22 protein-coding genes are annotated in these 25,895 nt (G+C 45.1%); 6 read left to right on the top strand and 16 right to left on the bottom strand.

Features of this window, described 5'->3' with window-relative positions; translation table 11 throughout:
• Positions 1 to 36: 36 nt before the first annotated feature.
• The 3 genes from CPZ25_RS13940 to CPZ25_RS13930 form a co-directional block, all read right to left on the bottom strand.
• Positions 37 to 825, bottom strand: coding sequence for an MBL fold metallo-hydrolase (locus CPZ25_RS13940; protein ID WP_058693099.1), 789 nt, complete (start codon positions 823 to 825; stop codon positions 37 to 39).
• 182 nt (positions 826 to 1,007) lie between these two features.
• Positions 1,008 to 1,883, bottom strand: a complete 876-nt coding sequence (locus CPZ25_RS13935) for a polysaccharide deacetylase family protein (protein WP_096918900.1) — start codon at positions 1,881 to 1,883, stop codon at positions 1,008 to 1,010.
• Between the two features lie 2 nt (positions 1,884 to 1,885).
• Positions 1,886 to 3,163 carry a UDP-N-acetylglucosamine 1-carboxyvinyltransferase gene (locus CPZ25_RS13930; protein WP_096918899.1) on the bottom strand — a complete coding sequence of 426 codons (1,278 nt, stop codon included), beginning with the start codon at positions 3,161 to 3,163 and terminating at the stop codon, positions 1,886 to 1,888.
• 190 nt (positions 3,164 to 3,353) lie between these two features.
• On the opposite strand from CPZ25_RS13930, the gene CPZ25_RS13925 reads away from it, so the two are divergent.
• Positions 3,354 to 4,373, top strand: a complete 1,020-nt coding sequence (locus tag CPZ25_RS13925; protein WP_096918898.1) for a DnaD domain protein — start codon at positions 3,354 to 3,356, stop codon at positions 4,371 to 4,373.
• Positions 4,366 to 5,337, top strand: coding sequence for an ATP-binding protein (locus tag CPZ25_RS13920; protein WP_158577924.1), 972 nt, complete (start codon positions 4,366 to 4,368; stop codon positions 5,335 to 5,337). The genes CPZ25_RS13925 and CPZ25_RS13920 overlap by 8 nt, the downstream gene beginning before the upstream one ends.
• A gap of 17 nt (positions 5,338 to 5,354) precedes the next feature.
• On the opposite strand, the gene CPZ25_RS13915 is transcribed toward CPZ25_RS13920, so the two are convergent.
• The gene (locus CPZ25_RS13915; RefSeq protein ID WP_058693094.1) at positions 5,355 to 6,146 is read right to left on the bottom strand and encodes a tRNA1(Val) (adenine(37)-N6)-methyltransferase; all 792 of its coding nucleotides are present in this window, start codon (positions 6,144 to 6,146) and stop codon (positions 5,355 to 5,357) included.
• Positions 6,147 to 6,591: 445 nt separating this feature from the next.
• Between CPZ25_RS13915 and CPZ25_RS13910 the strand changes: the two genes are divergently transcribed.
• A complete protein-coding gene (locus tag CPZ25_RS13910; RefSeq protein ID WP_096918896.1) occupies positions 6,592 to 8,244 on the top strand; it encodes a hypothetical protein in 1,653 nt (550 codons plus the stop codon).
• Between the two features lie 593 nt (positions 8,245 to 8,837).
• On the opposite strand, the gene cas2 is transcribed toward CPZ25_RS13910, so the two are convergent.
• The 12 genes from cas2 to CPZ25_RS13850 form a co-directional block, all read right to left on the bottom strand.
• Positions 8,838 to 9,128 carry a CRISPR-associated endonuclease Cas2 gene (cas2, locus tag CPZ25_RS13905; protein ID WP_058693092.1) on the bottom strand — a complete coding sequence of 97 codons (291 nt, stop codon included), beginning with the start codon at positions 9,126 to 9,128 and terminating at the stop codon, positions 8,838 to 8,840.
• Positions 9,125 to 10,123, bottom strand: coding sequence for a type I-B CRISPR-associated endonuclease Cas1b (cas1b, locus tag CPZ25_RS13900; protein WP_096918895.1), 999 nt, complete (start codon positions 10,121 to 10,123; stop codon positions 9,125 to 9,127). The genes cas2 and cas1b overlap by 4 nt, the downstream gene beginning before the upstream one ends.
• An 11-nt stretch (positions 10,124 to 10,134) precedes the next feature.
• Positions 10,135 to 10,629, bottom strand: coding sequence for a CRISPR-associated protein Cas4 (locus CPZ25_RS13895; RefSeq protein WP_096918894.1), 495 nt, complete (start codon positions 10,627 to 10,629; stop codon positions 10,135 to 10,137).
• Between the two features lie 10 nt (positions 10,630 to 10,639).
• On the bottom strand, positions 10,640 to 13,222 hold the full coding sequence (gene cas3, locus CPZ25_RS13890; protein ID WP_167495239.1) for a CRISPR-associated helicase Cas3': 2,583 nt from the start codon (positions 13,220 to 13,222) through the stop codon (positions 10,640 to 10,642).
• Complete coding sequence (gene cas5b / locus CPZ25_RS13885) at positions 13,209 to 13,955, bottom strand: type I-B CRISPR-associated protein Cas5b (protein ID WP_096918892.1); 747 nt, start codon at positions 13,953 to 13,955, stop codon at positions 13,209 to 13,211. The genes cas3 and cas5b overlap by 14 nt, the downstream gene beginning before the upstream one ends.
• Position 13,956: 1 nt before the next feature.
• On the bottom strand, positions 13,957 to 14,892 hold the full coding sequence (locus tag CPZ25_RS13880; RefSeq protein ID WP_096918891.1) for a type I CRISPR-associated protein Cas7: 936 nt from the start codon (positions 14,890 to 14,892) through the stop codon (positions 13,957 to 13,959).
• Positions 14,885 to 16,399: a type I-B CRISPR-associated protein Cas8b/Csh1 gene (locus CPZ25_RS13875; RefSeq protein ID WP_133067058.1), complete on the bottom strand. Its 1,515-nt coding sequence runs from the start codon at positions 16,397 to 16,399 to the stop codon at positions 14,885 to 14,887. Before CPZ25_RS13875 ends, CPZ25_RS13880 begins: the two co-directional genes overlap by 8 nt.
• A 239-nt stretch (positions 16,400 to 16,638) precedes the next feature.
• Positions 16,639 to 17,331: a CRISPR-associated endoribonuclease Cas6 gene (gene cas6, locus CPZ25_RS13870; RefSeq protein WP_096918890.1), complete on the bottom strand. Its 693-nt coding sequence runs from the start codon at positions 17,329 to 17,331 to the stop codon at positions 16,639 to 16,641.
• A gap of 304 nt (positions 17,332 to 17,635) precedes the next feature.
• A complete protein-coding gene (locus CPZ25_RS13865; protein WP_096918889.1) occupies positions 17,636 to 18,406 on the bottom strand; it encodes a TatD family hydrolase in 771 nt (256 codons plus the stop codon).
• Positions 18,407 to 18,801: 395 nt separating this feature from the next.
• The gene (locus CPZ25_RS13860; RefSeq protein WP_096918888.1) at positions 18,802 to 19,704 is read right to left on the bottom strand and encodes a prephenate dehydrogenase; all 903 of its coding nucleotides are present in this window, start codon (positions 19,702 to 19,704) and stop codon (positions 18,802 to 18,804) included.
• A gap of 1 nt (position 19,705) precedes the next feature.
• Positions 19,706 to 20,716, bottom strand: a complete 1,011-nt coding sequence (aroF, locus tag CPZ25_RS13855; RefSeq protein WP_096918887.1) for a 3-deoxy-7-phosphoheptulonate synthase — start codon at positions 20,714 to 20,716, stop codon at positions 19,706 to 19,708.
• 376 nt (positions 20,717 to 21,092) lie between these two features.
• Positions 21,093 to 22,355 (bottom strand): deoxyguanosinetriphosphate triphosphohydrolase family protein, encoded by a 1,263-nt coding sequence (locus CPZ25_RS13850; RefSeq protein WP_096918886.1) that lies wholly within the window; start codon positions 22,353 to 22,355, stop codon positions 21,093 to 21,095.
• Positions 22,356 to 22,583: 228 nt separating this feature from the next.
• Between CPZ25_RS13850 and CPZ25_RS13845 the strand changes: the two genes are divergently transcribed.
• From CPZ25_RS13845 to metA, 3 genes are all read left to right on the top strand, one after another.
• Positions 22,584 to 23,870: an O-acetylhomoserine aminocarboxypropyltransferase/cysteine synthase family protein gene (locus CPZ25_RS13845; RefSeq protein ID WP_423245031.1), complete on the top strand. Its 1,287-nt coding sequence runs from the start codon at positions 22,584 to 22,586 to the stop codon at positions 23,868 to 23,870.
• Between the two features lie 22 nt (positions 23,871 to 23,892).
• Positions 23,893 to 24,819, top strand: a complete 927-nt coding sequence (gene cysK, locus CPZ25_RS13840; RefSeq protein WP_074616287.1) for a cysteine synthase A — start codon at positions 23,893 to 23,895, stop codon at positions 24,817 to 24,819.
• A gap of 78 nt (positions 24,820 to 24,897) precedes the next feature.
• The gene (metA, locus tag CPZ25_RS13835; protein ID WP_058693078.1) at positions 24,898 to 25,830 is read left to right on the top strand and encodes a homoserine O-acetyltransferase MetA; all 933 of its coding nucleotides are present in this window, start codon (positions 24,898 to 24,900) and stop codon (positions 25,828 to 25,830) included.
• Positions 25,831 to 25,895: the final 65 nt, after the last annotated feature.

Here is a 25,895-nt window from a genome sequence, read left to right as displayed (position 1 = left end):
TTCTTTCACCTCGTTTGATTTTGGATGAAAGTTCCGCTACAGTTCATAAATTTCACTGCTGTTTTTTCGGCCTGCAACCACCAGTGACAAATCTTCTCCAGGCTGTATGCCTTCTGCCTCCAGTATCCGTGCAGTGGTCTGGTATGCCAGAAGGGGATAGTTGTTTTCCTCACTGAGATGGGCTAAAACAATCTTGTCAAGCCCTTCCTTCACCAGGGTACAGACTGTCTCGCCGCATATTTCGTTGGAGAGATGCCCATGATTTCCCTTAATACGCTGCTTAAGTGGAAAGGGATAGCGTCCTGCCTCCAGCATGGCCGGATCGTGGTTGGATTCCAGCACTACAAGGTCTCTGCCTTTCAGGGCTTCCATAATCCTCGGCGTGATAACGCCCGTATCGGTGGCAATACCCACGCTGCTGCATCCGCTGTCAATGGTAAAGCCCACAGATTCCACTGCGTCATGGGAGGTGTTAAAAGCTTCGATCTGTAAATCTCCGATAACAAAGGCTCGTCCGGTTTCAAAAACCCGGACGTTGTGCTCCGCAATCTTTCCAAGGCTGTCCCGCATACTTTCCCAAGTGGCAAAGTTGGCGTAAACCGGCAGGTCGTAACGCCTTGAAAGCACACCGACACCATGTATATGGTCGCGGTGCTCGTGTGTTACCAGAATACCGCCAAGCTGAGCGGGCAGCTCGTCAATGGAGCAGAGTGCCTGCTCAATCCGCTTTCCGCTGAGGCCTGCGTCGATCAGAAGCTTTGTTTTGCTGTGTGAAACAAAAAGGCTGTTTCCAGAACTTCCACTATATAAACTACAAAATTTCATGCGAATCTCCTACTATCGAAAATTCGATCGGTAATAGAACTTCTTCTGCGCTTTAAGGCAGAAGCGTCGCTGCTTACATGTTATCGAATCTTACTTAATCTTTACTTAACGTAACTGCCTTTAAAAACAGCAAAAAACCCCGGACTTTAGCGGTCCGGGAGAACTTTTCAACTTTTCTCTTTTTATACCTGTCTGGGATATGAAAGATCCGATTCCATAGGTAAAAAAGTATACCCTTCCGCTTTAAGCGCATCAAAAAGCTGGGGTAAAGCGGCCCGTGTAGTGTCCCGCAGCTCTGCATGGCAGAGAACAGTGCTCACATTGTGCTGATGCACCTCACTCATAATTTTATTCACAACCGCGTCGGTACTGGCGGGATTACCGCCCCCGTCACCGGCTGAGGAATTCCAATCCACATAGTTATAGCCTCTGTCAAGAATCCCCTGTATGCACTTCGCGTTGGCATTGAGCGAACCGCCAGGAAATCTGAACATATGGGATATCTCGGCCTCTCCTGTCACCTCAAGCTGGAATTTATCCAGCTTCTCAACGTCCTCATAAAAAGCCGGCGGATTCTTATAAAGGTCGTATTTATGGCTCCAGCTGTGATTTCCCAGGGTATGGCCTTCATCCACAATCCTTTTATAAGCAGCTCTGGCTACTTCGTTATCACGGCCATTTGTAAAAAAGGTGGCCTTGATATGATGTTTTTTCAGAATATCAAGCACCTCATTGGTGTGCTCGCTGGGACCGTCGTCAAAGGTCATAAAAACAACCTTAAGGCCGTCCGTATCACCATTTCGGATTCGCTCTTTAACGGCCTCCAGTTCTTTATTTTCTTCTGTCTGTAAAGCGCTCGAGCCCTTTTCTGCCGCGTTTGACAAGGCGGTCTGGAGTGTCTCCACCGCCTGAAGCGCCGCTTGGGAATTCTTCTCAAGCTTCTTTGCAGGATGGGTGGCTATGAAAAAGACCGACGTCATGAGCACGGCAGCAAGCGCCGCCACCCACACGTAAAACCGCGGTTTAAACCGGATGCGGCGTCTTTTTCGTGTCTTCATTCTTAGTCTTCGACTTTCTTTTCAATGGCCTCGCGGCGGATAATTCCTCCAAGACTCCGGATATTACTTTCTAATTTTTCATAACCCCGGTCGATATACTGGATATCCGTAATCCGTGTTTCACCTTCTGCGATAAGCCCTGCGATGACCATGGCAGCGCCGGCGCGCAGGTCTGTCGCCTTGATCTTGGTCCCGGACAAGGTCGGGACTCCGGTAATATTGGCGACACGGCCGTTAATTGAAATATCTGCGCCCATTTTACGCAGTTCATCGACATATTTAAAACGGTTCTCAAAAATACTCTCAGTAATAACGCTCTGTCCGCTGGCAATACTCATAAGCACTGCCATGGGCTGCTGCAGATCGGTCGGAAAGCCTGGATAAGGCAATGTTTTCACCTTACACCCTTTAATATTTTCTTTTCCAATAACGCGGATACCATTGTCCTCTTCAATGATTTCGACGCCCATTTCGCGCATTTTTGCGGTGACAGCTTCCATATGCTTCGGAATGACATTTTTTACGAGCACATTGCCGCAGGTTGCAGCAGCTGCCATCATATAGGTTCCTGCTGTGATTTGATCCGGCACGACGGAATATTCACAGCCATGCATTTCCTCCACACCTTTGATTTTAATGGTATCTGTTCCCGCACCTTTAATATTTGCTCCCATCAGGTTCAGAAAGTTTGCCACATCCACAATATGCGGCTCCTTTGCCGCATTTTCGATGATGGTCATCCCTTCTGCGCGGGTCGCCGCCAGCATGATGTTGATGGTCGCACCAACGCTGACCACATCCAGGTAAATATCTGCGCCGATCAGACGGTCTGCAGTCATCTTAACCTGGCCATGCTCGATCAGCACCTTTGCTCCGAGCGCTTCAAAACCCTTGATATGCTGGTCAATGGGACGGTCTCCAATATTACAACCTCCCGGCAACGGAACAATGGCCTTGTGGTAACGGCCCAGCAGCGCTCCCAGCAGATAGTAAGACGCACGCATCTTTCCTGTTTCTTCTTCATATTCCGAACAATCATAATTGATCGGCTTGTCAGTATTTATAATTAAAGTATCATTTTCTCTATATATTTCTGCCCCCATTTTTTCCAGGATTGCAACGATCTTGTTGACATCCTTAATGTCGGGCACATTATCGATTTTGCTTGAGCAGGAACAAAGGATGGCTGCGGGGATAATACCCAATACTGCATTTTTTGCTCCGGAGATTGCCACCTCACCGTTTAGCGGGTGACCTCCTTCAATGATAAAAGTATCCATATATTAGTCTTCCTTTCGCACACGCATTTAACTTTGTTATTATATCATACCTAAACCGATTCGCAACCCAAAGTGCCCGTTTTTAAGCCAACAAATGAAAGAATTTACATCTCGTATACAATTGGGATAAAAAACTGCAGGGTTTTGTGCTATAATAAGAGCACTCTTTAATCAAGGATGTGTTTTCCAAATGAATCAGTTCAAGTTTATCATCGACAACGACAATATGGCCATGACGCCAGTCGAAAATATATTTATCAATCACTATATGCCCCAGGCCCGGGGCGATTATGTGAAGGTGTATCTTTTTGGGCTGAAGCACTGCTTTAATCAGTCCCTTGAGCCCATCGACAATCTGGCACTCAGCAAACTTTTTGACCTGACCGAGGGGGATGTCATCAAGGCCTGGGAATATTGGGAAAAGGAGGGCATCCTCTCCCTGGAATACGTCGGCACAAAGGATGTCATCGTCACTTATTACAACATTTCTGCCAAACTGATGTCGCACCACACCAAGGCTGAGGCGGAGACTAAAAAGACGGAAACATCCCAAAAGCAGGACCCCGACAGCATGGAGGCCCGCGTTGCCCACATGTATTCCAAAATTCAGCAGATGTACGGCAGCCGGACCATCACCCAGAAAGAAACTCAGATGTTTAAAAACTGGATTACTGAATACCATTTTACACCGGAGGTTGTAATCCTTCTGGTAGAGTATTCTATGAACCTCATCGGTAAAAAGGAAAAACCTTTCACAGCAAAGCAGATCATCAATTATCTGAAATCTGTGGCCGAGGGCTGGTACAAAGCCGGTATCCGGGAAGCCACAGAAGCCGACGCCTATATCCGAAAAAGCGCGGGTGAACAAAAGCTGGTCTATGATGTTTTCAAATATCTTGGCCTCCGCCGGGCGCCCATCGCCTGGGAAAAGGAAATGGTCATCCGCTGGGCAGACGAGTACCGCTTTGATATGGACATCATCACCGCCGCCATGCAGCGTTCCAGCAAACAGGATATCCGCTACATCGACGCGATTTTAAAACGCTGGTTCCAAAAGGGTTATACCAGCCTGGAAGAAATTAATGCAGAGCCTAAAAAAGGCTACCATCAGTCAAAGGGCGACGTCGTGATCAGCGATGACCGTAAAAAGGTCTACGAGGAGCTTGACCAGCTGGACGAAGCCTGGTTATGGAGTGACGATAATGAATGAACGAACAAAAAAAGTCTATGACGCCTTTGAGCAAAAACAGTTTCGCAATAAGCTCGAGCTTAAGAGAAAACAGGACGCGCTTTATGCCGCCATTCCAAAGCTCGCCGAACTCGACCATGCCATCAATCTTCAGGGAATCCGAATGACCCGCGAGGTATCCCGCAAAAATCCTGACGCTATCTCTGAATTCCGTCAAAACGTCGAAGCCTTAAAAAAGCAAAAGGAAGCCCTGCTGCTTGAAAACGGCTATCCACTGGACTACCTGACGCTGCGCTACGACTGCCCGATCTGCAAGGATACCGGCTACATAAACGGACAAGTTTGTTCCTGCTTAAAGCAAGAGCTCATCCGGGCTGCCTTTAATAACTATGATTTAAACGTCCATGCCCAGGCCGAAAATTTCGACACCTTTAATCCCGATTATTACGCGGATGAAGCCGTCGAAACCCAGAACGGCTCGCCCAGGGAAAAAATGTGCCGTCTCAAGGAAAAAATGCAGCATTACTGCCTGCACTTCGAGTCTCAAAACGACAACTATCTGTTTACCGGAAAGCCCGGCGTGGGCAAAACCTTTATGTCAAACTGTGTGGCTAACGCCCTGATTGGCAAGGGCTACAATGTTGTCTATATCACCGCCGCTCATCTGGTCCAGGATATTCAGAGTAAAATTTTCAATGATAATATACCCATTAATGAAATATATTCCCCACTTTTTACCGCCGATTTGCTGATTATCGACGATTTCGGGGCAGAGTCTTACTCGGATTTCAGCAAAAAGCAGCTTTTCGAGGTCATTAACACCCGTCTGCAGGAGCATAAAAAAATCATTTTATCCACCAACCTGACCATGCCCCAGATTCTTGAGAACTATGACGAGCGTCTGACTTCCAGAATCCGTGGCAACTTCCTGAACATTGTCTTTGCCGGCGACGATATCCGGCTGATTAAAAAACGTATGGGCTAAAAAACAGCATCGGCGCTTTACTGCTCCGGTGCTGTTTTATTTTCGATGATCCGGTCATAGGGCTCCGGGGTTCCATAGATATCATTGATTGTCTGTGTGTACCGGCCATCCTTTTCGTAGACCACAATGGGTGCCTCCGTGATTAAATAAGGTTTTCCAGCTTTCATCCCCTCCACCAAAACCAGATTGGCCGGCTTATCCAAATAGGGATGGATAAACTGCAGGCGCTTGGGCTCTACCCTGTGCTCCCGCATCACACTCATAATATCCGCCAGACGGTCCGCACGGTGGATTAAGAACAGCTTACCGCGGTCCTTCAGCATCCGTTTGGCAAAAATCACCACATCCTCAATACCACACAGAATTTCGTGGCGTGCAATGGCCTTGGTCTCCATAGGATTTTTAAGCCCGTGCCCCACTTTCATATAAGGCGGGTTGCTGACCACCACGTCATAGCTGGTGGGCCTCACCTGCTCGCCAGGGTTCTTGATATCACCATGGATAATCTCAATTTTTTCTTCCAATCCATTGCATGCTACACTGCGTCCGGCCATCTCCACCATATTCTCCTGAATTTCAAGAGCCTGAATTTTCTGGGCGCCTGTTCTTCCGTACAAAAGCAGCGGAATAATCCCAGTTCCTGTCCCCAGATCAATCACCCGGGTCTTTCTGTGCACCGCGCTCGAAGCAAACCAGGACAACAGCACTGCATCAATGCCGAAGCAGAAATAATCCGGGTTTTGAATGATCTTAAGTCCCTTAATTCCTAAATCTTCTAAACGCTCGTTCTCTTTTATAAAGTTATCCACAATTTATGCTCCATTACTCTTTCTATACCACAATATTTTGAAAAACACCCGTTTTCCACAAAAGTTGTCCACATTTTACCCGATTTTATGCACTTATTGTGGATAACTCTGTGTAAGATTGTCCTAATTTTAACAAAAAGACTGTAATCTTAAGCGGTTGAACACTTTTTGTTTTTTGTCTGCCCTGTTTATTACTCTTTTATAAAGTTATCCACATTTCCACAGTTTTTTGTGTGTGTTCTGTGGACGAATCCCCAGTACCTTTATTTTAGGGCTTTTCTTTTCCGAGCAAAACAAGTGTTTTTGTGTACAATTTTCTACTACTATACCATAAGTTATTCACAGTTTAAATACGAACGACGTCACTTTTTCGTAAATTTACTTTATTCTGGCTCAGCTTTTTGTTATAATAAATTTAACTATAAACGAAAGCATGGTATAGACTATGGATAAACGCAATCCAGAGAGCCGCGAAGTCGAAGAGCTTCTGGAAAAAAAGAAAGACCTTTTTTCCCTTTTCTCCGCCTTTGAGGACCGGATCGATCATAAAATATCCCATCTCACCGATTCCGCGGAAATTCCTGTGGAATCCATCAAACAGAAAATCGCAGAGCCCTCCAGGCATCATCTGGAGGATCCTGTTGAAGATCTTTTCGAGCAGGCTGTTTTAAAGAGCCGACAAAAAACTCATGAAAGCGGCATTATTGGTTTCCACACCGAAGAAATTCTCGGCGTAGAGGAAGCTCTGGCCGAAATAAAAAAAACAGAACCGGTTAAGCCCTCTGAAGCAAAACGCGCTGAAGATCCCGAGGAAATGCTCAAAACGTCCGAAGAACCGGTTATTCTTACGCATACTGACCCTATCGAATCGCCCCATCCAAAAATGGCGGAACCAGAGATATCCGGGCTGGACGCCCAGATGTCTGCAGATATTCCATCGGAAACAGAAGTTCCTGAACGATCTGTTTCTGCCGCAAGCCAAGATACTATGGACGATCTCCCAGAGGAAAGAATTGCCCAGCATGATAAAGAGCCAATGGAGCTTCCTCTCGGCGTTGACGAGCCTGACCTGGCCGAAATTGACGAGCTGTTGCAGGAAGCCGAAGACTTAATGGAGGATATCCCCTACAGCCGGTATATGGCGGCAAGAGCCGCCGTCGACAAAGAAGTTCTTGACGATAATCCTCTGGAAACACCCGAGGATGAAGAAACTGATTTTGAATCTTTCGACGAAGATGAAGAAGCTTTCGATAAATATGACTGCGATGCTTCCGATGCCTTTGAAGCAGACAATGACGAATACGCCGCCCTTTTTGAAGAAGATGACTTTGAAGAAGACGAAGCTTTTGACGACGAAGATCCCCTTTTAGATGCTCACTCTGATGAGGAAATTCTTTATGAAAAAGACGAGCCTGATGACTTCCTGGAAGATGAAGATTTCAATGGAGAAATCCTTTCAGCTGAAGATGAAGAAATTTTTCAGGAAAACGTTGAGGACGCGATTCCCGAAGATGAGCCAGACCATCCCTTTGCCGATTTTTTTGAAGATACTGCAGAGTCCGTCAAAGAAGAGTTATTTGATGAGCTTCCACTGGATGAGGCCCCGGATGAAGAATATTCCGATAATAACCTGGATGATGTCACCTACGAAAATGTTGATGCCGTATCCCTCGGCGCCTTTAAATATTCCGCAGTATCCCTGCGTTTGATTTTATTTGTCATTGCCATGCTGGGCATGGGTGTTTTTACCGCCCTGTCCTCGGGACATTTTATTGCTATGGACTACTTGATTCTTTTTGTTCTCTGCATTTTCGTGGCTCTGACCATGGATATGTCCTTTAACGCCACCCTCATCGTGACAGTGGTCATTATGCTCGGGTGCTTTGGCGGGCTGATATACACCTTTTTTACCGGCGGCGAAGTCAGTATGTTCCACATGTTCTGGTTCATCATTATCCCAGCCTGCCTGCTAACCGCCTCTGGCCTGGTCCAGAAAATTAAGGAGGTTATTCTTGCAAACCAACTGCTTAATGAAGAGCTGGACAGCCTCTACGCTGAGCAGGAGGATGCTCTGTTAGAAAATGATGAGGAAGAATAAAAGCTTGTTATACCGTCAGCGTAAGCTGGCGGTTTTAGTTTTTATGTTGATAAATATAGCTTTTATTATTCTTCAATGCTATCTGAGAACGGTGAATATATTGCCTCGATATTTTCATTTCTAGTAAACCCCGATTTAAATATACGTCTTTATTCTTAACAATCTCTTTTATCTCTGATGTCCTTGTGATTTAATACATCTCATGTTAAGCTTCAACGCTTTGTCTGATATTTTTCAAAAACAGCGTCTGCCATTTAAATACATCTCATGTTAAGCTTCAACGAACTGCTTCAGCCAAAAACATCGGACAATGTTGAATTTAAATACATCTCATGTTAAGCTTCAACAGAGTAACGTTTTTTAATCTTATGGCTAATAAGGTCATTTAAATACATCTCATGTTAAGCTTCAACCATAATAAACAAGCCATTCTTCTTCTATTCATATTCTCTAAGACCTTTGATTTTAAGCCATTTTTCAATAAATTTACCAGCTGCACAAACTTTCGTCAGTTTTTCTTTCAGATAGCGCACAAACTGTTTATTTAAAAGGATTCCGACATTTTGTTTTTTTCTGTGCCTGGTAAAACTGAGCTACAGGAAAAGATCTTCCGAGGATTCGGAGATGCCCATAACTTCTTCTCCAAAGACATTTCCATTCAGTAGTTTTACAATACAGATAAAGTCTTCATCTTCGACAATGGTTTTTTTCAGTTCGTTTTTCAGAGTAATTAATTTTGATGGGGTTATGTCGCCTCTAAATACGGACTTCTGATAATGCACAAGATATTTTTTGCAAATTTTAAAAACTTTTGCCACACGCTTTTCATTGACATCATAAAATACAAAGGCATAGTTATAATTAAAATTTTTATTTGCACTCATTGCCTTTCTCCCATATTAAACGGAATAAACGGTTTTTCCTCAAGTATATCCTTGATCAGCTTATAGCAGTCCAGCTTCAACGCAGTTCGATAGCTTGTTTTTCGTTTGAGTTTTGGATGCTCAAACACACTGTCCAGACGGGCTTCAAAGGCTGCAATGAAAATCTTTCGGCCTTCCTCATTTAAAATACAATAATTCAGATTTTTTTCAAAGTGCTTGTCTACCTGCAGCTTTCGATTGTTGACCACATCGAAAATCGTTTTAAAGACAATGGCCGGTTTGAAAACTTCACATAAATCCAGACTCAGGGAAAACCGTCCCTCTGAAGGCTCATGAAGAAAGCTGATTCGCTGGTCAAGATGGGTCTGGTATATGACTGATACCGTTTTGCTGTACAGCAGGCTGTTTCCAAAGGAGATCAACGCATTGATCGGATTATCCGGCGGCCGCTTGACCCGTTTATTCATGATAAAATCTTCGGGCAGAAAATACTGGAAGCTGCTGTAAAACCGCTGCCACGTTTCACCCTCGGCCTGTAAGACCTGCTTGATATCCTCGGCGTTTCCTAGTCTATCGGACAGATCGTGTCTGATCCAGTCAATGGTTGGCTTGACATCCTTTTTATCGTGCTTGTAATAATGATACAGCAGCGCGTCAAGGTTTTTTCCAATACCGCCCACAATGGCTTTTGCAATATCCAGACGCCGATTTTCAAATGCCTTGACCTGCGCGATGAGCAGGCGTCCGCTGACCAGATGCTCTTTGGGATAAAAGGTGCCGCTGTAACCGCCATAATAGTTAAAAAAATGTACGATAATCTCATTTTTCGCCAGAAAATCTAATAATTTTGTGTTCAGGGATATTTCGGACATACAATAAATCTCACTGACCTGCTCAACCGGAATATACTTGTTATGGCTTCCCACCCGAAAACACAGCGAATTATCTTTACGGCTCAGCTCACCCATTGAGGTTAAATACTTCGTTGTTCCCATCTTATCTTCTCCTATAAAACACAGTAGTCAAAATATGCGCACTGGCGGCATTTTTTATCTGCCTCCCGCCCAGGCGGAAAAGGGCTTTCCAGAAGTGTTTCAATGGCCCGAACCACTTCCTCCAATTCTTTTTCCCGTTCCTGTGTCAGATCTTCATAGTAGATTTTCCGCTCAGCTTTTTTCTTCTCTATAAATTCAATTTTCCCTCGGCGTTTGATTCCCTTATTCTTCAGGGCTTTTAAATAAAACAGCACCTGCCATTTGACAGCTTCATAATCAGCATCGGATTTTTTAACCTCGACCAGATAATCTTTGGTGATCTTATCTAAGCGGATATTTTCGATGCCGATTTCTGTCGATTCACTTTCCTCTGCTCTTATCTCATGAAGGGCTTTTCCAATTTTTACATTTTCACTGTTGCTTTCCAGATTGATCCGGTTTCCATGCAGCCAGCATTGCCGCCTGCAATGAAAATAATAATTGACCAGGGTTCCGTTTACCTTCATTTTCGTTTCCTCATAAAAAGTCGTTTTCACGCTTTAATTTTTCGCGGCTGAATTTGCCGTTTTCAAAGAACTGCGCACCATCCTCAAAATAGTACAGCTCACCCAAAAGGTCGTCTGGGCACAACACGCAGGTGTCGGCAAAGCGCTTATCAATCTCATAGACAAAGTAGTCCATCTTTGACTGCACTTCTGATAAACGAACACGTTTTTCAGCATAAGACATTCCCATATCCTGCAATAACGCCTTATAGGCTTTCCACACCTCGCTTCCGATAAGGACTTTGCCATCTTCTCCGGTCACTCTTGTATTCAAAAATAAGGATACCTTTCTCTGGTTATCGTCAATGAGGCGCATTCTTTCCTGCACCTTGGGAAAATCAAAGGTCCACAAATGTCTATCCCGGAAGGCCTCCAAATTCAAATCATTTTCTTTTCGGCTCTGTGCCTCAAGGCCTTCTAAGACAAGATCATAAAACCTCGAAAATTCTTTATTGATCAGAATTTCCTGCATGGCCTTGTTGTCCCCGGTCAACCTCAATTTATCTGTTTTCCGGATATCTTTCTGATAAATCATATCCGGCGAATCCAGATTAAAAAAATACACAATGGCGCCTTTTTTCCTGCAGGAACGGTTGATTCTCCCAAGAAACTGCTCCTCTGCATCAAGAATGGAGGTATCTTTAAAGCCAACATCCATGTCGATATCAACGCCTGCCTCAATAACCTGTGTGGCTACCAGTATGATATTTCCCGTTGTTCTAACCTGGCCGATAATCCGTTTCCGCTCTGCCTTATGGTCGTCCCCTGTCATCAGTTCAATGGACGCCAGATCAGTTTCCACAGCTTCCTTTAAACGATTATAAAACTCAATGGCCGAAGCCTTTTTGATAAACTCAACCACAATTTTGTTTTCCGCATCCGGATTTTTCCTAAGGGCCTTTGAAACCTCAAGGACTTTTTGAAGCAGTGCCTCAAAGGTTTCTTTTGACTTCATCTCCAGCATGGAGAAATCCAGTTCTACTCTGTTTTTAAACAGGGGATTTTGAAAATAAAATTCTCTGTTTTTTACAAGATATGCCACCTTTTCATTTTCAACGCTGAGCCGGTTCAAGTCTGGCAAAGTCGCGGACATGATAATCACCTTGAAATTCAAAATGCGCGCATAGGCTTTCAAAAAAATGATGATTTCCTTCCAAATCTGGTTTTTATAGCGCTGTATCTCATCAAGAATAATGACAGCATTCGCCAGATGTGCCAGCGGAAATACTGCTTCCCGGTCGATTCCGAAAATTGCTTCGAAAAATTTCACATGGGTGGTCAGCACAATGGGATAGTGCATGAACTGCCGGACCAAAAGAGATTTTTCATAATCAATTTTTCCCTGTCCAGTATAATCCCACTCACCCTCATCGCTAACCTTCCCATATTTCTTGATCGGCGTCACGCTGTTAATGACACCAATTTTTTCGCCGAGGACTTTGCCAAAGCATTCTTCCAGAGCATCACAGGTCTGCTCCACTAGGGTGTTAAAAGGAAAAACATAGAAAATCCGGTTGAGCTGTTTATCCTTTTTTATGAGCTGCAAGGCCAGATTGATGGATGTTTTGGTCTTGCCAGAACCTGTTGGCGCCTCCAAAAAAACTACATTATCCTCTTGGCTTTGCAGCAGATTTTCTTCTGCTTCCAAAAATAACCGGCTTCTTAAAATATTAATATCGCCATCGGGCGCCTGATCCTTTTTAATTTTTCGGATGCTTTTTGTAATGGGGTCGGCGTTAAACGCGTCCAGATAGGGCGCAATTTCATCCAGGACGCCAAAATCATCAACCGGGGCGCCGTTCATGTATTCTGAGGTTGCGTAAAAATCGCAGGCGACCAGAACAGCGTAGAGGAATCGGGTGTAGATGTAAAAGTCAACACACTGCCATGCCTGTTTTTTCTTAACACCCTTGATGCTCTCCTCAAAAACAACTCCAATTTTAACGGGCCATTGGATCGCCGCAAAATCCTTATAAGCTGCGATCTCTTCTTTTTCTTCCCGCAAATTGTCATCCAGACATTCCAAAAAATTGCCAAAATCGTTAAGGTGACCATGATGTTTTTGAATAATAAAAGTATTCAGCAAAAGAAAGACGATAAACAAATCAGCGTATTCTGGCCCAACGCCACTCAGTTTTTTAAAGTAATGGTTAAAATAGATCATAGCTGAAAACTGAGCGTGCCTGCTGTTATTCGATTCTGTCCTTTTAAAGGCTCTGTTTTCCATTCTGTTGGCCTGAAAATTTGGATTGATCTTTCCCATATCGTGCATATAGATGGTGTTGAGAATCATCTCACGCCACAGTTCAGTTTCATTTTGCGGCGCCCCCTCTAAAAAGGTCTTTTCAAAGCAGGAGAGCACAGCTTCCAAATGTTTATGATGATTGAGCGCTGTAAAATAATCTAAAGCCAGACGCATGTGTTCCTCTAAGAGCTCCGCGTCTTTCTCCTTATGGATATGTGCGTAAAAGGGCTTATCGCTTTGGATAAGCCCCCCAAAATCAAAAAGTGGTGTATGATCAAAATAACGGCATGTATGCTTATACAAAAACATAGCATTTATCCCCCATAAAATAGGCTTCAGCATTATCCGCCAGGGATACGGGCTGGTTGGTGAAGGTCATTTGGCAGGTTTCATATTGATTGCAGGCTGGCTCGAGCCCCACCGGCAGCCGCTCTTCGTATTTAAAAGGAGACTCCCGCATCTGCAGCTGCGCCATGCCGCCCTCAATCTGCTGAATGGTCCCCGCTTTTGACGGAAAAAGACTGCTTATTTTCAAATTTCCACGGTCAGAAACGGGTGAGACCTCTGTCACCTCAACCTGTTCAAGCTGTGCCGAGTGATCGTTTTTCCCAAGATAAGGAATAAACGCAAATCGATAATTCAGTAATCTTTCAGCCAGTGTCTCCGAATCTTCATCTTCAATAAGAAAAGCGATCTCCCAGCTTGGGTTTTCCAGCCACTGCTCCTTAACAATGAGATTGCCCCCCTCTTCTTTAGACGCATAGCCCACCGAATTATTAAAGGTCTGTACCTTTCTGGGGATATAGCCCTTTTCATTCAGCGGGCAGATCGATACCTTCAGATGCTTCAGCTTTTCATAAAACTCCGGATAGGTTTCTGCTTTGGTCTGTCCGTTATACCCTCGGAAGCCCATCACCGCGCCGAACATTCCCAGCAGGGCGACCTTATGGATACAGCCGTAGGTATAATAGCAGTAGGTATTGACATCCGGCTGTTTGAAAAAGGCGGTCTTCCCCCTTAACAGAAATTTCAGGGCTTTCATTTTAAATTGCTTCCTTTGTGAAAATATGGTAGGTCTTCGCCTTATCCAAACTGCCTTCCAGAAGTGTTGTCAGGGGATTGTAATAAATTTCTATGGATAAAATCCGGCCGCCAAAGGCCTTTAACAGCTCGTCTAACCCCAAAGATATGAGGTCTTTTTCATTATCCTCTGTTTTTTCAAACCGGATAAACTGCGCTAAATCCGGCAGGTACAGATCCGCTTCTGTTTCCACAAACAGGCCAAACTCGTTTTCGCATCCTACCTTTGCGTTGGTGTTAAAGGCTGTTGCCGCAATTAATGCCGCTTCTTTAAACTTTTCATAATCAGCTTCGGTATAGCCTTCGGTCACGCCCATTTCCACAAAATCTTTGTAGGCTGTTGGATTGATGGCAAAGCCATAAAAGTAATGGGCTTCGTTGCTGACGATTTTTGTGCCGAGGGTGGACTGCTCGGCATCTTCCTTTGTGCCGTCCCGGAAGGGGGACAGTATCTGCTGCTCCTCAACATTGTGGCCGTCGTATTTGTTAAAGCCCTGGGTGATCTGAACAGCCCCGGTGATGGCGGTGTTATTTCCGCCCTCCGCAAAGGTCGCGCCAAAATTTTTCACATCAATGGCCTTAAAGAGATTGGTTAACACTGCCTTATTATCCTTTGTTTTTTTAAGGTCTTCTACCTCAAAAATCTGTTCATAGCGCTCTTTTAACGAACGCGGACGCACCTTGATGCCCTCTTTTTTGTCTTCTTCCGCTTTGAAGGACTTGATATAGAGCACCTTTTCTCCCTGCTCATCCCACATTTTTTTCATGGGGTATTTAAAGGCTTTGTCGCTGCCAAACACCTCACCGGTTGAGATTGCCTTTGGCATGCCGCTAAAATCCGCGTTCCAATTCGCCATGATGGATTTGATTCCCAGTATTCCATAAACACGTTTATTCATTTTCTGCTTCTCCTTCGTTTTTATTTTTCTTTTCGTAAACTAAGCTTCTGTCCAAATACCCCGCGATCAGCATCTGGCTGTCGGTTTTTTTATTTTCTGGAATATGCAGTAAAAACATCGCATATAATCTTGAAATCCTCTGGGGATATTTAATGGCATAATTATACTTTTTATAAAGCCTTTCCAAAACAACCTGCAGCTGCTGTGCGGTTCTTGCATTAATAACCGGATTGACAAGAGCTGGCGTTGGCTTGCTTGACTGGTTTAAAGAAAGCAAAAACTGAGCGATTTGTCCGGCAGCATAATAATACATTGCATCGTCTTCAATTGTACTCCGCGTGTCACTGTTTATCATTTCACTTAAACGTTCAAAAATTTGTTCATATGTTTGTTCCATTCTTTCTCCTCCTTCAAAATAATTCAATATTGATTCTCGCACATTAAACTGATCAATGGCCTTTGGAATATGTCTGTTCAAAATCGAATTTTTGATTAATACCATTGAGCTTTCCGCGAAAAAAGATCTTACAGCCACGGACTCTCCTTTAAAAAACCAATTGAAATATCCCGCGCGGCACCTGAGCAACTCCTCCTTAACTTTTGTATCATTGAGGCGGATATCCTTTGCGTCTGTAAAAAAATTGGTCGTTAAAAACTTTTTAAAAAACACCGCGTTGATCAAATTTTTCACCGCTTCGAGATGCTTAATTTTTTCGTATACAAGACCCGTTGTGCTTTTTTCCGGAACCGGAAGATACTGTTTTAGCTCAATGGGCTTAATGTCAGGCTCATAACCGGTAATAATGTCAAAATCATGTATCTCCAATTCCTTGCCCTTTCGAATCCGGAGATAATAGCCGCGAAAAGAACTGCCCGGCGTTTCATCATTCGCCGTTGCCAGGATTCCATCCTTCTCGCTTAAATAAATATTATTTTTTCCAAGACAGACCTGGTTATACAAATAATCAAAAAATTTATTTTGAAGCGCTAATTCTTCAGAAGAAATAAGATAGGGTAAAGTGTTCTTACGGGTTTTATTGTCGAGGTATGGCTTTTTATCATTCAGGCCCATATTATCATTCGATAATCCAAAAATTTGATCCCCGATTTCAACGTTATATTTTGTCTTATTATAAGCATTCGGCACAATATACCGCTGGTTTTCTTTCCGATATGAATTTATATCCTCCTCAAAATAAATTTTAAGATAATTTTTATCGTCTTTTAGCTGATTGTCTGAAACAATCGTAAAAATATGTTCCTCAATCCAGGACTGATACTTTTCTATTTTATCGCGCTCCGGTTTTCCAATCGCATTCTCGACCATGTCATAAAGCTTTCGGCCTTTTTTGTCATATTTCTTCTCCGGCTCCTTTAGGCGATCATAATATTCTTTAATAATTTTTTTTGACAATGGAGAATCGCCATTTGTTCCAGGCTTAAGATTATCTTTTTTTACCCAAAACGAATAATAATTATTGCTGTGAATTTTCTTTTTCTTATCCATTGCCTTATCTGTTGAAATCAGTTTAGAAAGATAATCCTTTTCAATAAAGCTTTCAAAATCTTCCGGCGGTTCCTTCTGTTTCGGCAGTTCTTTGATCTCTTTAATCGCTCCATTCCTGTCGACCAGAACATAAGCGCCTTCCGCCGGAACATAGGTATCTAAAATCAGGCTTTCCCCTTTTTCTTCATAAATTTTTTTAAAGACATCAAGGCATTCCTTAAGCATTCTTTCACCCCTTTCTAAAGGTATTTATAACCGCAAAAGCCGTTTCCTCTTGCGTTGTTTTCCCCGAGCCCGCAGCCCAATGCCATGTACGCAAGCTCCTGAGCCATGGGGTTCTGCGCAAGCTGCAACGTAATCTTGTCTCCCAATAAGGTTATTCCTTTATAAGGGCAGGAGATCGGGCCTTTGTTGTCAAATTGCAGATGCGTGTAAAAATCAAAGTCTTCGTCGCATTTTTTGCCTGTATAATGATTATATTTTTTGATCAGGTTTTCCTTAAGCCTCCGCTCAAATGCATCAAGTGTGACAATCTCTTTCCAGTAACCGCCATCGAATTTCTGGATGACTGGCGTTAACGTGTAGATTCGGCCAATGGGAATTTTTTTGATTCTTGTTACGGTCATGGTCAGGGACTTCATCTCTTCGGTATAAGCGTTGATGAGATGCTCCTGAAAATAATTCATCAAATTTTCATCAATGGTCCGTATCTGTATGGTGTAAATTTTGTCCTGCCTGTAGACTCTTTGCGGCTCCACTGGATAAAATCCGGAGAAGCTGTAATTTTTATAACCCGTCCCATTATGAAACGCCGCCATCTTTTCATTTTGCACCAGCGTTTTGTCGATCAAAGCGCTGATTTTTTCTTGGACTGAATGAACTGGAATATCTTTTAGAAAAAAAACTTTCAATTTCATTTCATATACAACCATATATTTCACCTCCATTATAATTTTCATTTACCAGCTTACCATTAACACTCCTCTCAAGCTTTGACCCTATTTTATTCTCTAAAAGCGTTTTTGTCAAGCATTTTTTAAAAAAATCTCATTATTTATCTAACTGATTTAACCATCTAAAACTATTGTTTTAGACGATACATTTAATAAAAAACCCCAAGTGTTTTCTTCACTTGGGGCTCAATTCATTACATCATATGTTATTCTTCAAAGTTATTTTTTCATAAATTATCTAACATTTAAATACGTCTAAACGTTAATCTTCAATCTTTTATTCTTAACCCCCAAACAACCTCCAACAATTCTCAAAGGTCGTTTCCTGTACCGTTTCCACGGGTAGCTCCTTAATCTCCGCGACCTTTTCAGCCACAAAACGGACATAGGCGGGCTCGTTGCGTTTTCCCCGGTAGGGAACAGGGGTGAGGTAGGGGCTGTCGGTTTCGATGAGAAGCCGATCCAGCGGCATATATTTGACCACATCGGGGGCTTTTCTGGAGTTTTTAAAGGTCAGAGGGCCGCCGATGGAGAGATAGAGCCCAAAATCGAGGAGAACTTTGGCCATCTCGACACTTCCGCTATAGCTGTGGAATACCCCGCCGACATTGGGATCAAGACAGGATTTTACCATGTCCAGACAGTCACCGTGGGCATCACGGTCATGAACGATGATGGGCTTTTTCAATTCGTTTGCCAGGGCGATCTGTTCTTCAAAAACATTTTTCTGTAAATCTCTCGGCGCGCCGTCATCGTAGTAATAATCCAGGCCAATCTCGCCGATGGCCAGTACTTTTTCCTGTTCACACCAGTCTTTAATCATCTTCGGGTGCTTATTTTTATCAAAAGACGCGCAATCGGAGGGATGAAACCCAACGCCGGCATAAACAATGTCGTAGGTCTGGCTCAGCTCTACGGCACGGGCGCTGGTGTTTTCTTCGGTACCGGGATTTAAAATAAACCCGACGCCGGCCTCCCGGGCATTTTCAATAATCGTATCTACTTCATTCTCAAAACGCTCGTCATCTAAATGCGCATGGCTGTCTGCTAACATTTTTATCACTTCCTTCTGGTTTATTATAATCGAACAAACATAATTATGAAAGGCCTTAAAAAGATTTATTGCCAAAATTCCAGAAGAAATTCAAAAAAGAGAAAAACCCTCGCAACGCATAAGGGGGGACGTTGTCTCGAGGGTTTCTCTATAGGGGAGAGGGGGGTAATATATGATTTTATTCCGCTGTGAACCTCACTATTCACAGCTCAATAAACAAATCTGTACCGCTTGAAACAGGGGAGTTTCAATTGGTATTTGTTTATTTGTCTATAGTATACAACCTTTTGAAAATAAGTCAATAGTGAAATGCGTTGCACCTTTTCTGTAACAGTTTTCACGATAATGACGCTCGTTTTCGCTCTCACTTTGTCTGAATATCCCTTCAGAAAGTTTTAAGCTTTTTGTGTTTTCGCCGATGTTTTGTTCTGCCGGTCCACTTCCATCGTAATTCTTTTTTTTCGAACATTACTCAAAATCTCCGTGAGACCCTGGCTGTCCTCTGCCTGAATCATTTTTTTCATGGTGTCCATGCTTTTTTCAAATTTTTCAATCTGGTCGACCAGCGCTTCTTTATTGCAGATAAACAGTTCTGTCCACATGCCCGCATTGATCATGGCAATGCGTGTGAGGTCTCCGAAGCTGCCGCCCTCATAATCTGTGATGTGGAGGTCATCCTCGCTGTCCACAAGGGCACTGGCGATAACGTGGCAGAGCTGCGAGGTAAAGGCGATCTTCTGGTCGTGGACCTCTGCGGTGGTTTCCACAATATTCACAAAGCCCAGATTATGGATAATCTCTTTGATAAAAGCCAGATTTTCCGGTTTGTTTTCCGGCTGAGGAACTAAAATATAATTCCGATTCTTAAAGATAGAATCATCCGCATTGCCGAAGCCTTCTTTTTCGCTGCCAGCCATGGGGTGGCCCAGAATCAAATCCAGATCCTCCCGCAGCACGCCTCTGAGATGATCGACCAGCAGCTTCTTAACACCGGTAATATCTGTGATAACAGCGTTCTCTTTGAAGTCCTCCATATATTCCAAAATAAAATCCAGCGCAAGCTGTGGATAAAGACAAATCACCACCAGATCAGACACTCCCAGAATCTGGCGGATTCCTTCCGTCTCACTGACGCCCCAGTCAATAACCTCTTTCCTCAGAGCGTCCTCCAGGACTTCTTCATTGATGTCAAAGGCGCAGATCTTATCTGGCCCCTGCTTCCGGATACCCATGGCCAGCGCGCCGCCCATGAGCCCAAGGCCGATAAAGCTGACGGTTTTTCCTTTTAATGTTTCCATCCTAAAGAACCTTTCCCTCAAATTCTGCGTATTTTTTAAGTGTCGCCATAATTTTATCGAATTCATCCGGCGTAATGGCCTGGTCACCATCACACAATGCTTCTTCAGGCTTATTGTGCACTTCAATCATTACGCCGTCAGCACCGGCCGCAATGGCTGCCTTAGACATGGATTCTACCATCCAGTTAATGCCTGTCGCGTGGCTCGGATCAATGATCACTGGTAAATGGCTCTTTTTCTTGAGCAGTGGAATGCAGCTCAGGTCAAGGGTGTTGCGGGTCGCGTTTTCAAAGGTACGGATACCGCGTTCACAGAGAATAACCTGCTCGTTGCCGCCTGCCATGATGTATTCAGCCGACATCAGGAATTCCCGCATGGTGGCAGACAGACCGCGTTTCAGCAGAATGGGTTTGTCGATTTTGCCAAGCTCCTTGAGCATCGTAAAATTCTGCATATTGCGCGCGCCAACCTGAATAACGTCTACTTCATCGAAAAGCGGCAGCTGAGATATGTCCATCAACTCGGTAACAATGGGCAAGCCCGTTTCTTTTTTGGCTAAAAGCAGCAGCTCCAGCCCATCTGCGCCCATTCCCTGGAATGAGTAAGGGGAGGTTCTGGGCTTGAAAGCACCGCCCCTCAAAAATTTTGCTCCAGAAGCCTTGACATCTCTGGCAATTTCAACGATCTGTTCCTCACTTTCCACAGAGCAGGGGCCTGCGATAACGGAAACATGGCCTTCACCGATACGATTCCCCTGAACGTCAATGATTGAATCATCTGGATGGAAGGCACGGTTGGCCTTTTTGTAGGGCTCCTGTACCCGCATGACCTTTTCAACGATATGGTTTGAACGCAATTTATGAACGTCAATGGTCTGCGTTTCGCCGATTAATCCTAAAATTGTGTGATCCACCCCCTGAGAGTAATGGATCTTCAATCCCTGGTTCTCGATGGCAGCGGCCAGCTTCTGTACTTCTTCTTCCGGGGTTCCTGGTTTTACGACAACAATCATTTGTGTTTCTCCTTAATATTTTATTTGAATTCACAGCCTGTACGTGCACTTACAGGCGTTTTAGGACAAAAGAAAAGGGAGACTCACCGAGTCTCCCTTAATAAACTGATTTTTCTTCAGTATTGGAAAATTTACAATGTCTCTACGACACCGCAAAACGACTCTCAGGTGAACTTAATTTTATGCACGCAAAATAACCAGCACCATAATAATAGCCCTGGCTAAAGTAAAAGTATGCATTTAAGCTCATTCTTAAATCCTTCATGACGTTTTTCCTTTACCTGAATTTTTAAGTTGTTTTTCATTATAGACCTGTTTCCGTGAGTTGTCAACGCGTTTTTGTAAAAATATATTACAGGAGGGAGAGCCTCCTGTATCAAAACCGGATGAGTTCCTGGTAAATTTTTTCGATGAACTGGTCGGTCATACCAGAGATATAGTCAATAATGGCCCGATAGAAGTCCAGAGGCTCTTCGGGAATACGATAGATAATCCGGTTTTTCAGAAGACAGCCTTCTGTCCGCCGGTCAGTCTGGTTCCAGTAGTCGCTGATCCAGTCCAAAAAGTTGGTGGTTAACAGGGGAAACTGCTTCTTAAAATAGGGAAGTTTTTCTGCCATCTCACCTCTATTATAGAGCTCCTTCAGGGCATCGTATACCCGGTGTATAATCAGCTCACCATAGTCTTTATAACCGTTTAGCCGTTCATGATGATAGATGTTTTCCACATTAAAATCCTGAATGTTTTTTAAAACCTCGAAGCCCTCATCGGAAAAGCGCAGGCCGTTTTCCACTGAGCTGTTTTTTCCAAGGTCCAGAATCAAAAGGTGGATAACCGTGGTGTTGTTGACATTTCCTCTGGACTGTCCCTGCTTTTCAAAATACTCTGCCACGATACCATCAAGTATCTCCAGCTGGCCGCCGCTCAGAATATCCAGGGTTTGCGCGTCCTCGATATCGCGTCCCAGGTAAGATATTTTGTCAGCCAGCTTGACCACACAGCCCTCCCATGTAAAGGGTGAAAACTGGTTGACGCGCTTAAAGGTTGACAGGTCAATGGCTTCTTCTCTTGGGTACAGGGCGGCCTCGCTGACCTCGCCGCAATGGGAAATAATACCATCTCTCACACCGTAAGTCAAATCGAGATTGTACTTTTTACGGTCCGGGCCCTCCAGCAGCTCGATATTATCCACAAAGTGCAGCCCGTTTTTTTCATGCCAGTAATACTGACCATTCTGGCCGCTCCAAAGCTTTTCATCCCTCACAATGTCATTGAGCACTTTTTCACCGTGATGGCCGAAGGGCGGATGACCAAGATCATGGCCGATGGCGATGGCCCTTGCCAGCTCTACGTTAAGCCCCATGTACTCACAGATGGTGGACGCTACCGATTCCACGTAGTTTACATGCTCGATACGGGTACTGATGTGGTCATTCCCCGGCGAAAAAAACACCTGGGTTTTATGTTTGAGACGCCTGTAGGCTGTACTGTGGAGGATGCGTGTGAAGTCTCTCCCAAAGGGGGTGCGGATATCCCCCTCCTTCTGATACAGCGCATGTTGTCTGGCGGTGGCGGCCTTCCATTTTTCTGAGCCCGGAACCGTTGCCACTCTGGCCAGACGCCCTTGTGTATTGATCATTTCCTGTCACCTTCTTTCCGTAAATTCTAAAAAAAGCCCTCCGGGCTTTCCGTCGGGCTTTCTTCCACAAATGGATTCCTCAGGTCCAAATGCTTCCTTAAATTTTATTATACAGTACTTTTAAAAGCCCGTAAAGCATTATTTGCATTGACAAGAATATGGAATAATGGTATATTACATATAATTCTTATTAAATTAATATGTTTTCATGCATTAAGGAGATAAATCATGGATAAAAACTTGAAATTTGAAACCCTCCAGCTTCACGCCGGACAAACCCCGGATCCTGTAACCCATTCTGTGGCAGTGCCCATTTACCAGACCACTTCCTACGCCTTTGACAGCACCGAACACGCAGAAAACCTCTTTGGATTAAAGGAAAACGGCAATATCTACACCCGTATCATGAACCCAACCTCTGACGTACTGGAAAAGCGCATGGCCGCCCTTGAAGGCGGAGTCGGCGCTCTGGCGGTAGCTTCTGGCTCTGCGGCTATCACCCTGACGATCATGACCATTGCCCAGGCCGGTGACGAAATCGTCGCTGCCTCTACCCTTTACGGCGGCACCTTCAACCTGCTTGACGCGACTCTGCCAAAATTTGGCATCAAGACCACCTTTGTGGACCCGGACGATCCTGCGAACTTTGAAGCCGCGGTCAATGAAAACACCAAGGCCATTTATATCGAATCCCTCGGCAACCCCAGTATTAACATCGTCGATGTCGAAGCTGTCGCAAAAATCGCCCATGACCATAAAATTCCGCTGATCATCGACAATACCTTTGCCACCCCTTACCTTTTTAAGGCGCTGGACTTCGGGGCAGACATTGTGGTTTACTCTGCCACTAAGTTTATCGGCGGCCATGGCACCACCATCGGCGGCGTGATCGTGGACGGCGGTACCTTTGACTGGGCAGGCAGCGGCAAATTTCCGGAATTCACCGAGCCTGATGAAAGCTATCACGGCATTGTCTATACCCGGGATGCTGGCAGCGCGGCCTTTATCACCAAAGCCCGCGTCCAGATGCTCAGAGATACCGGCGCCTGCATCAGCCCGTTCAACTCCTTTTTGCTGCTTCAGGGCCTTGAGACCCTTTCGCTGCGGCTGGACCGCCATGTAGAAAACACCCGCCGGGTCATCGACTTTTTATCCGGCCACTCAGCGGTCACCTGGGTGAATTATCCCGACCAGGCAGACAACAAATACCACGCCCTGGCGCAAAAATATTTCCCCCGCGGCACAGGCTCCATCTTCACCTTTGGCATTAAAGGCGGCATTGAGGCTGCCCGCAGGTTCATTGATAATATCCAGATTTTCACCCACCTTGCCAACGTAGCCGATGCCAAATCCCTGGTGATCCATCCGGCCACCACCACCCATCAGCAGCTTTCCGGCGATGCACTGCTGGCCGCTGGCATTACAGAGGATATGATCCGCGTGTCCATCGGTCTGGAAAACGCTGACGACCTGATCGGCGCCCTTGACGACGCGCTAAAGCTTTCACAAAAATAAAAAACAGGGAGAGTGTCATAATATGAAAGTCTATGAAGAATTAACCGAGCTCATCGGCGGCACGCCGCTTCTGAAGCTGAACCACCTGATGGAAAAGGAAGATCTGGAGGCCAATCTTTTCGGCAAGCTGGAATTTTTTAATCCCGGCGGCAGTGTCAAAGACCGCATCGCTTTGTCCATGATCCTCGACGCGGAGGAAAAGGGGCTTCTCGCACCTGGCGGCACCATCATTGAACCCACCAGCGGCAATACAGGCATCGGCCTGGCTCTGGTGGCAACCCTCCGAGGCTACCACCTTATTCTGACCATGCCGGAAACCATGAGCATTGAGCGCAGAAGCCTGCTCAAGGCCTTTGGCGCAGAAATCGTCCTGACCGACGGCGACATGGCCATGCAGGGCTCCATCGACAAAGCCAGAGAGCTCAACCAGAAAATTTCAAATTCCATTATCCTGGAGCAGTTTGAAAATCCTGCCAACCCCCTCGCCCATGAAAAAACCACCGCTGTGGAAATTCTGGATGATCTGGACGGACAAGTGGATATCTTTGTGGCTGGCGTTGGCACAGGCGGCACCCTTGGCGGCGTGGGAAAGGGGTTAAAAGAAAGAAACCCAGATGTGCAGATCATTGCCATAGAACCCTGGGGCTCCCAGGTATTAAAGGGAGAGCCGGCCGGCTTCCATGCCATCCAGGGGATCGGCGCAAACTTTATTCCCGCTGTTCTGGATCTTGAAATCATCGACGAGATCATTCCTGTAAAGGATGAGGATGCCTACACCTGCGCCCGGATGTTAACCAAAACCGAGGGCCTTCTGGTCGGTATCTCTTCCGGCGCTGCGGCCTGGGCGGCTATCCAGCTTGCCAGACGGCCGGAAAACGCGGGGAAAAACATTGTTGTCCTGATGCCTGATACCGGTGAACGCTACCTGTCCACACCGCTTTTTAACTGAACAAAGCCAGACCCGGCCAGACTGTAAGGCGCGGCAGCCTGGCCTTAATTGACGTCAACTAAAAAAGGAAGTGACTTTATGCCTATTAAAATTCCAGGCGACCTGCCTGCTTTTCAGATTCTCGAAAATGAAAACATCTTTGTCATGGACCAGGACCGGGCGACCACACAGGATATCCGTCCGCTGAAAATCGCCATCATGAACCTCATGCCCACCAAGGTAGTTACCGAAACCCAGCTGTTGCGGCTCGTCGGCAACACCCCTATTCAGGTGGACGTCACCCTTTTGCAGTCCGATACCCATGACTGCAAAAATACAGACCAGGCCCACCTGGATACCTTCTATAAAACCTTCAGCGATGTGCGCTACGAATACTTTGACGGTTTGATCATCACCGGCGCACCCATCGAGACCCTTCCCTTTGAGGAAGTAGACTACTGGGATGAGCTGGTGGATATTATGGATTGGAGTCTGACCCACGTCTATTCCACCCTTCACATCTGCTGGGGCGCCCAGGCGGCTCTGTACCACCACTACGGCGTACCCAAGCACAATCTGGACCACAAGCTCTTCGGTGTTTTCGAGCACCATCTTGAGGAAAAGTACATCCCGCTGTTCCGCGGCTTTGATGATACCTTCTATGTACCCCATTCCCGTCATTCCGAAGTGCGGCGCGAGGACATCGAAAAGGTGCCAGAGCTTTCCATGATGGCCATGTCTGATGAAGCGGGCGTGTATATCGTGACCGCTAAAGAAGGGCGGCAGATCTTTATCACCGGCCACAGCGAGTACGACTGGGATACCCTGAAAAAAGAATACGACCGGGATATCTCCCAGGGTAAGCCCATCAATGTTCCCAATAACTATTACCCGGGCGACGACCCTACGAAAAAACCCGTGGTGCGCTGGCGCGGCCATTCCAATCTGCTGTTTTTCAACTGGCTCAACTATTACGTTTACCAGGCGACCCCTTACGATTTGGATAACAATCCAGATTTTGACCATCACTAAGCGGTTTGCTTCAAAAATATAATGTCAAAAGCCCCAGGCTTCACAGTGTGTGAAAGAACATTGAA

Origin of the sequence: Eubacterium maltosivorans, from assembly GCF_002441855.2 — a bacterium.
In the GTDB taxonomy this organism is placed as follows: domain Bacteria; phylum Bacillota; class Clostridia; order Eubacteriales; family Eubacteriaceae; genus Eubacterium; species Eubacterium maltosivorans.
This window is presented reverse-complemented; position numbering and strand designations above follow the sequence as displayed.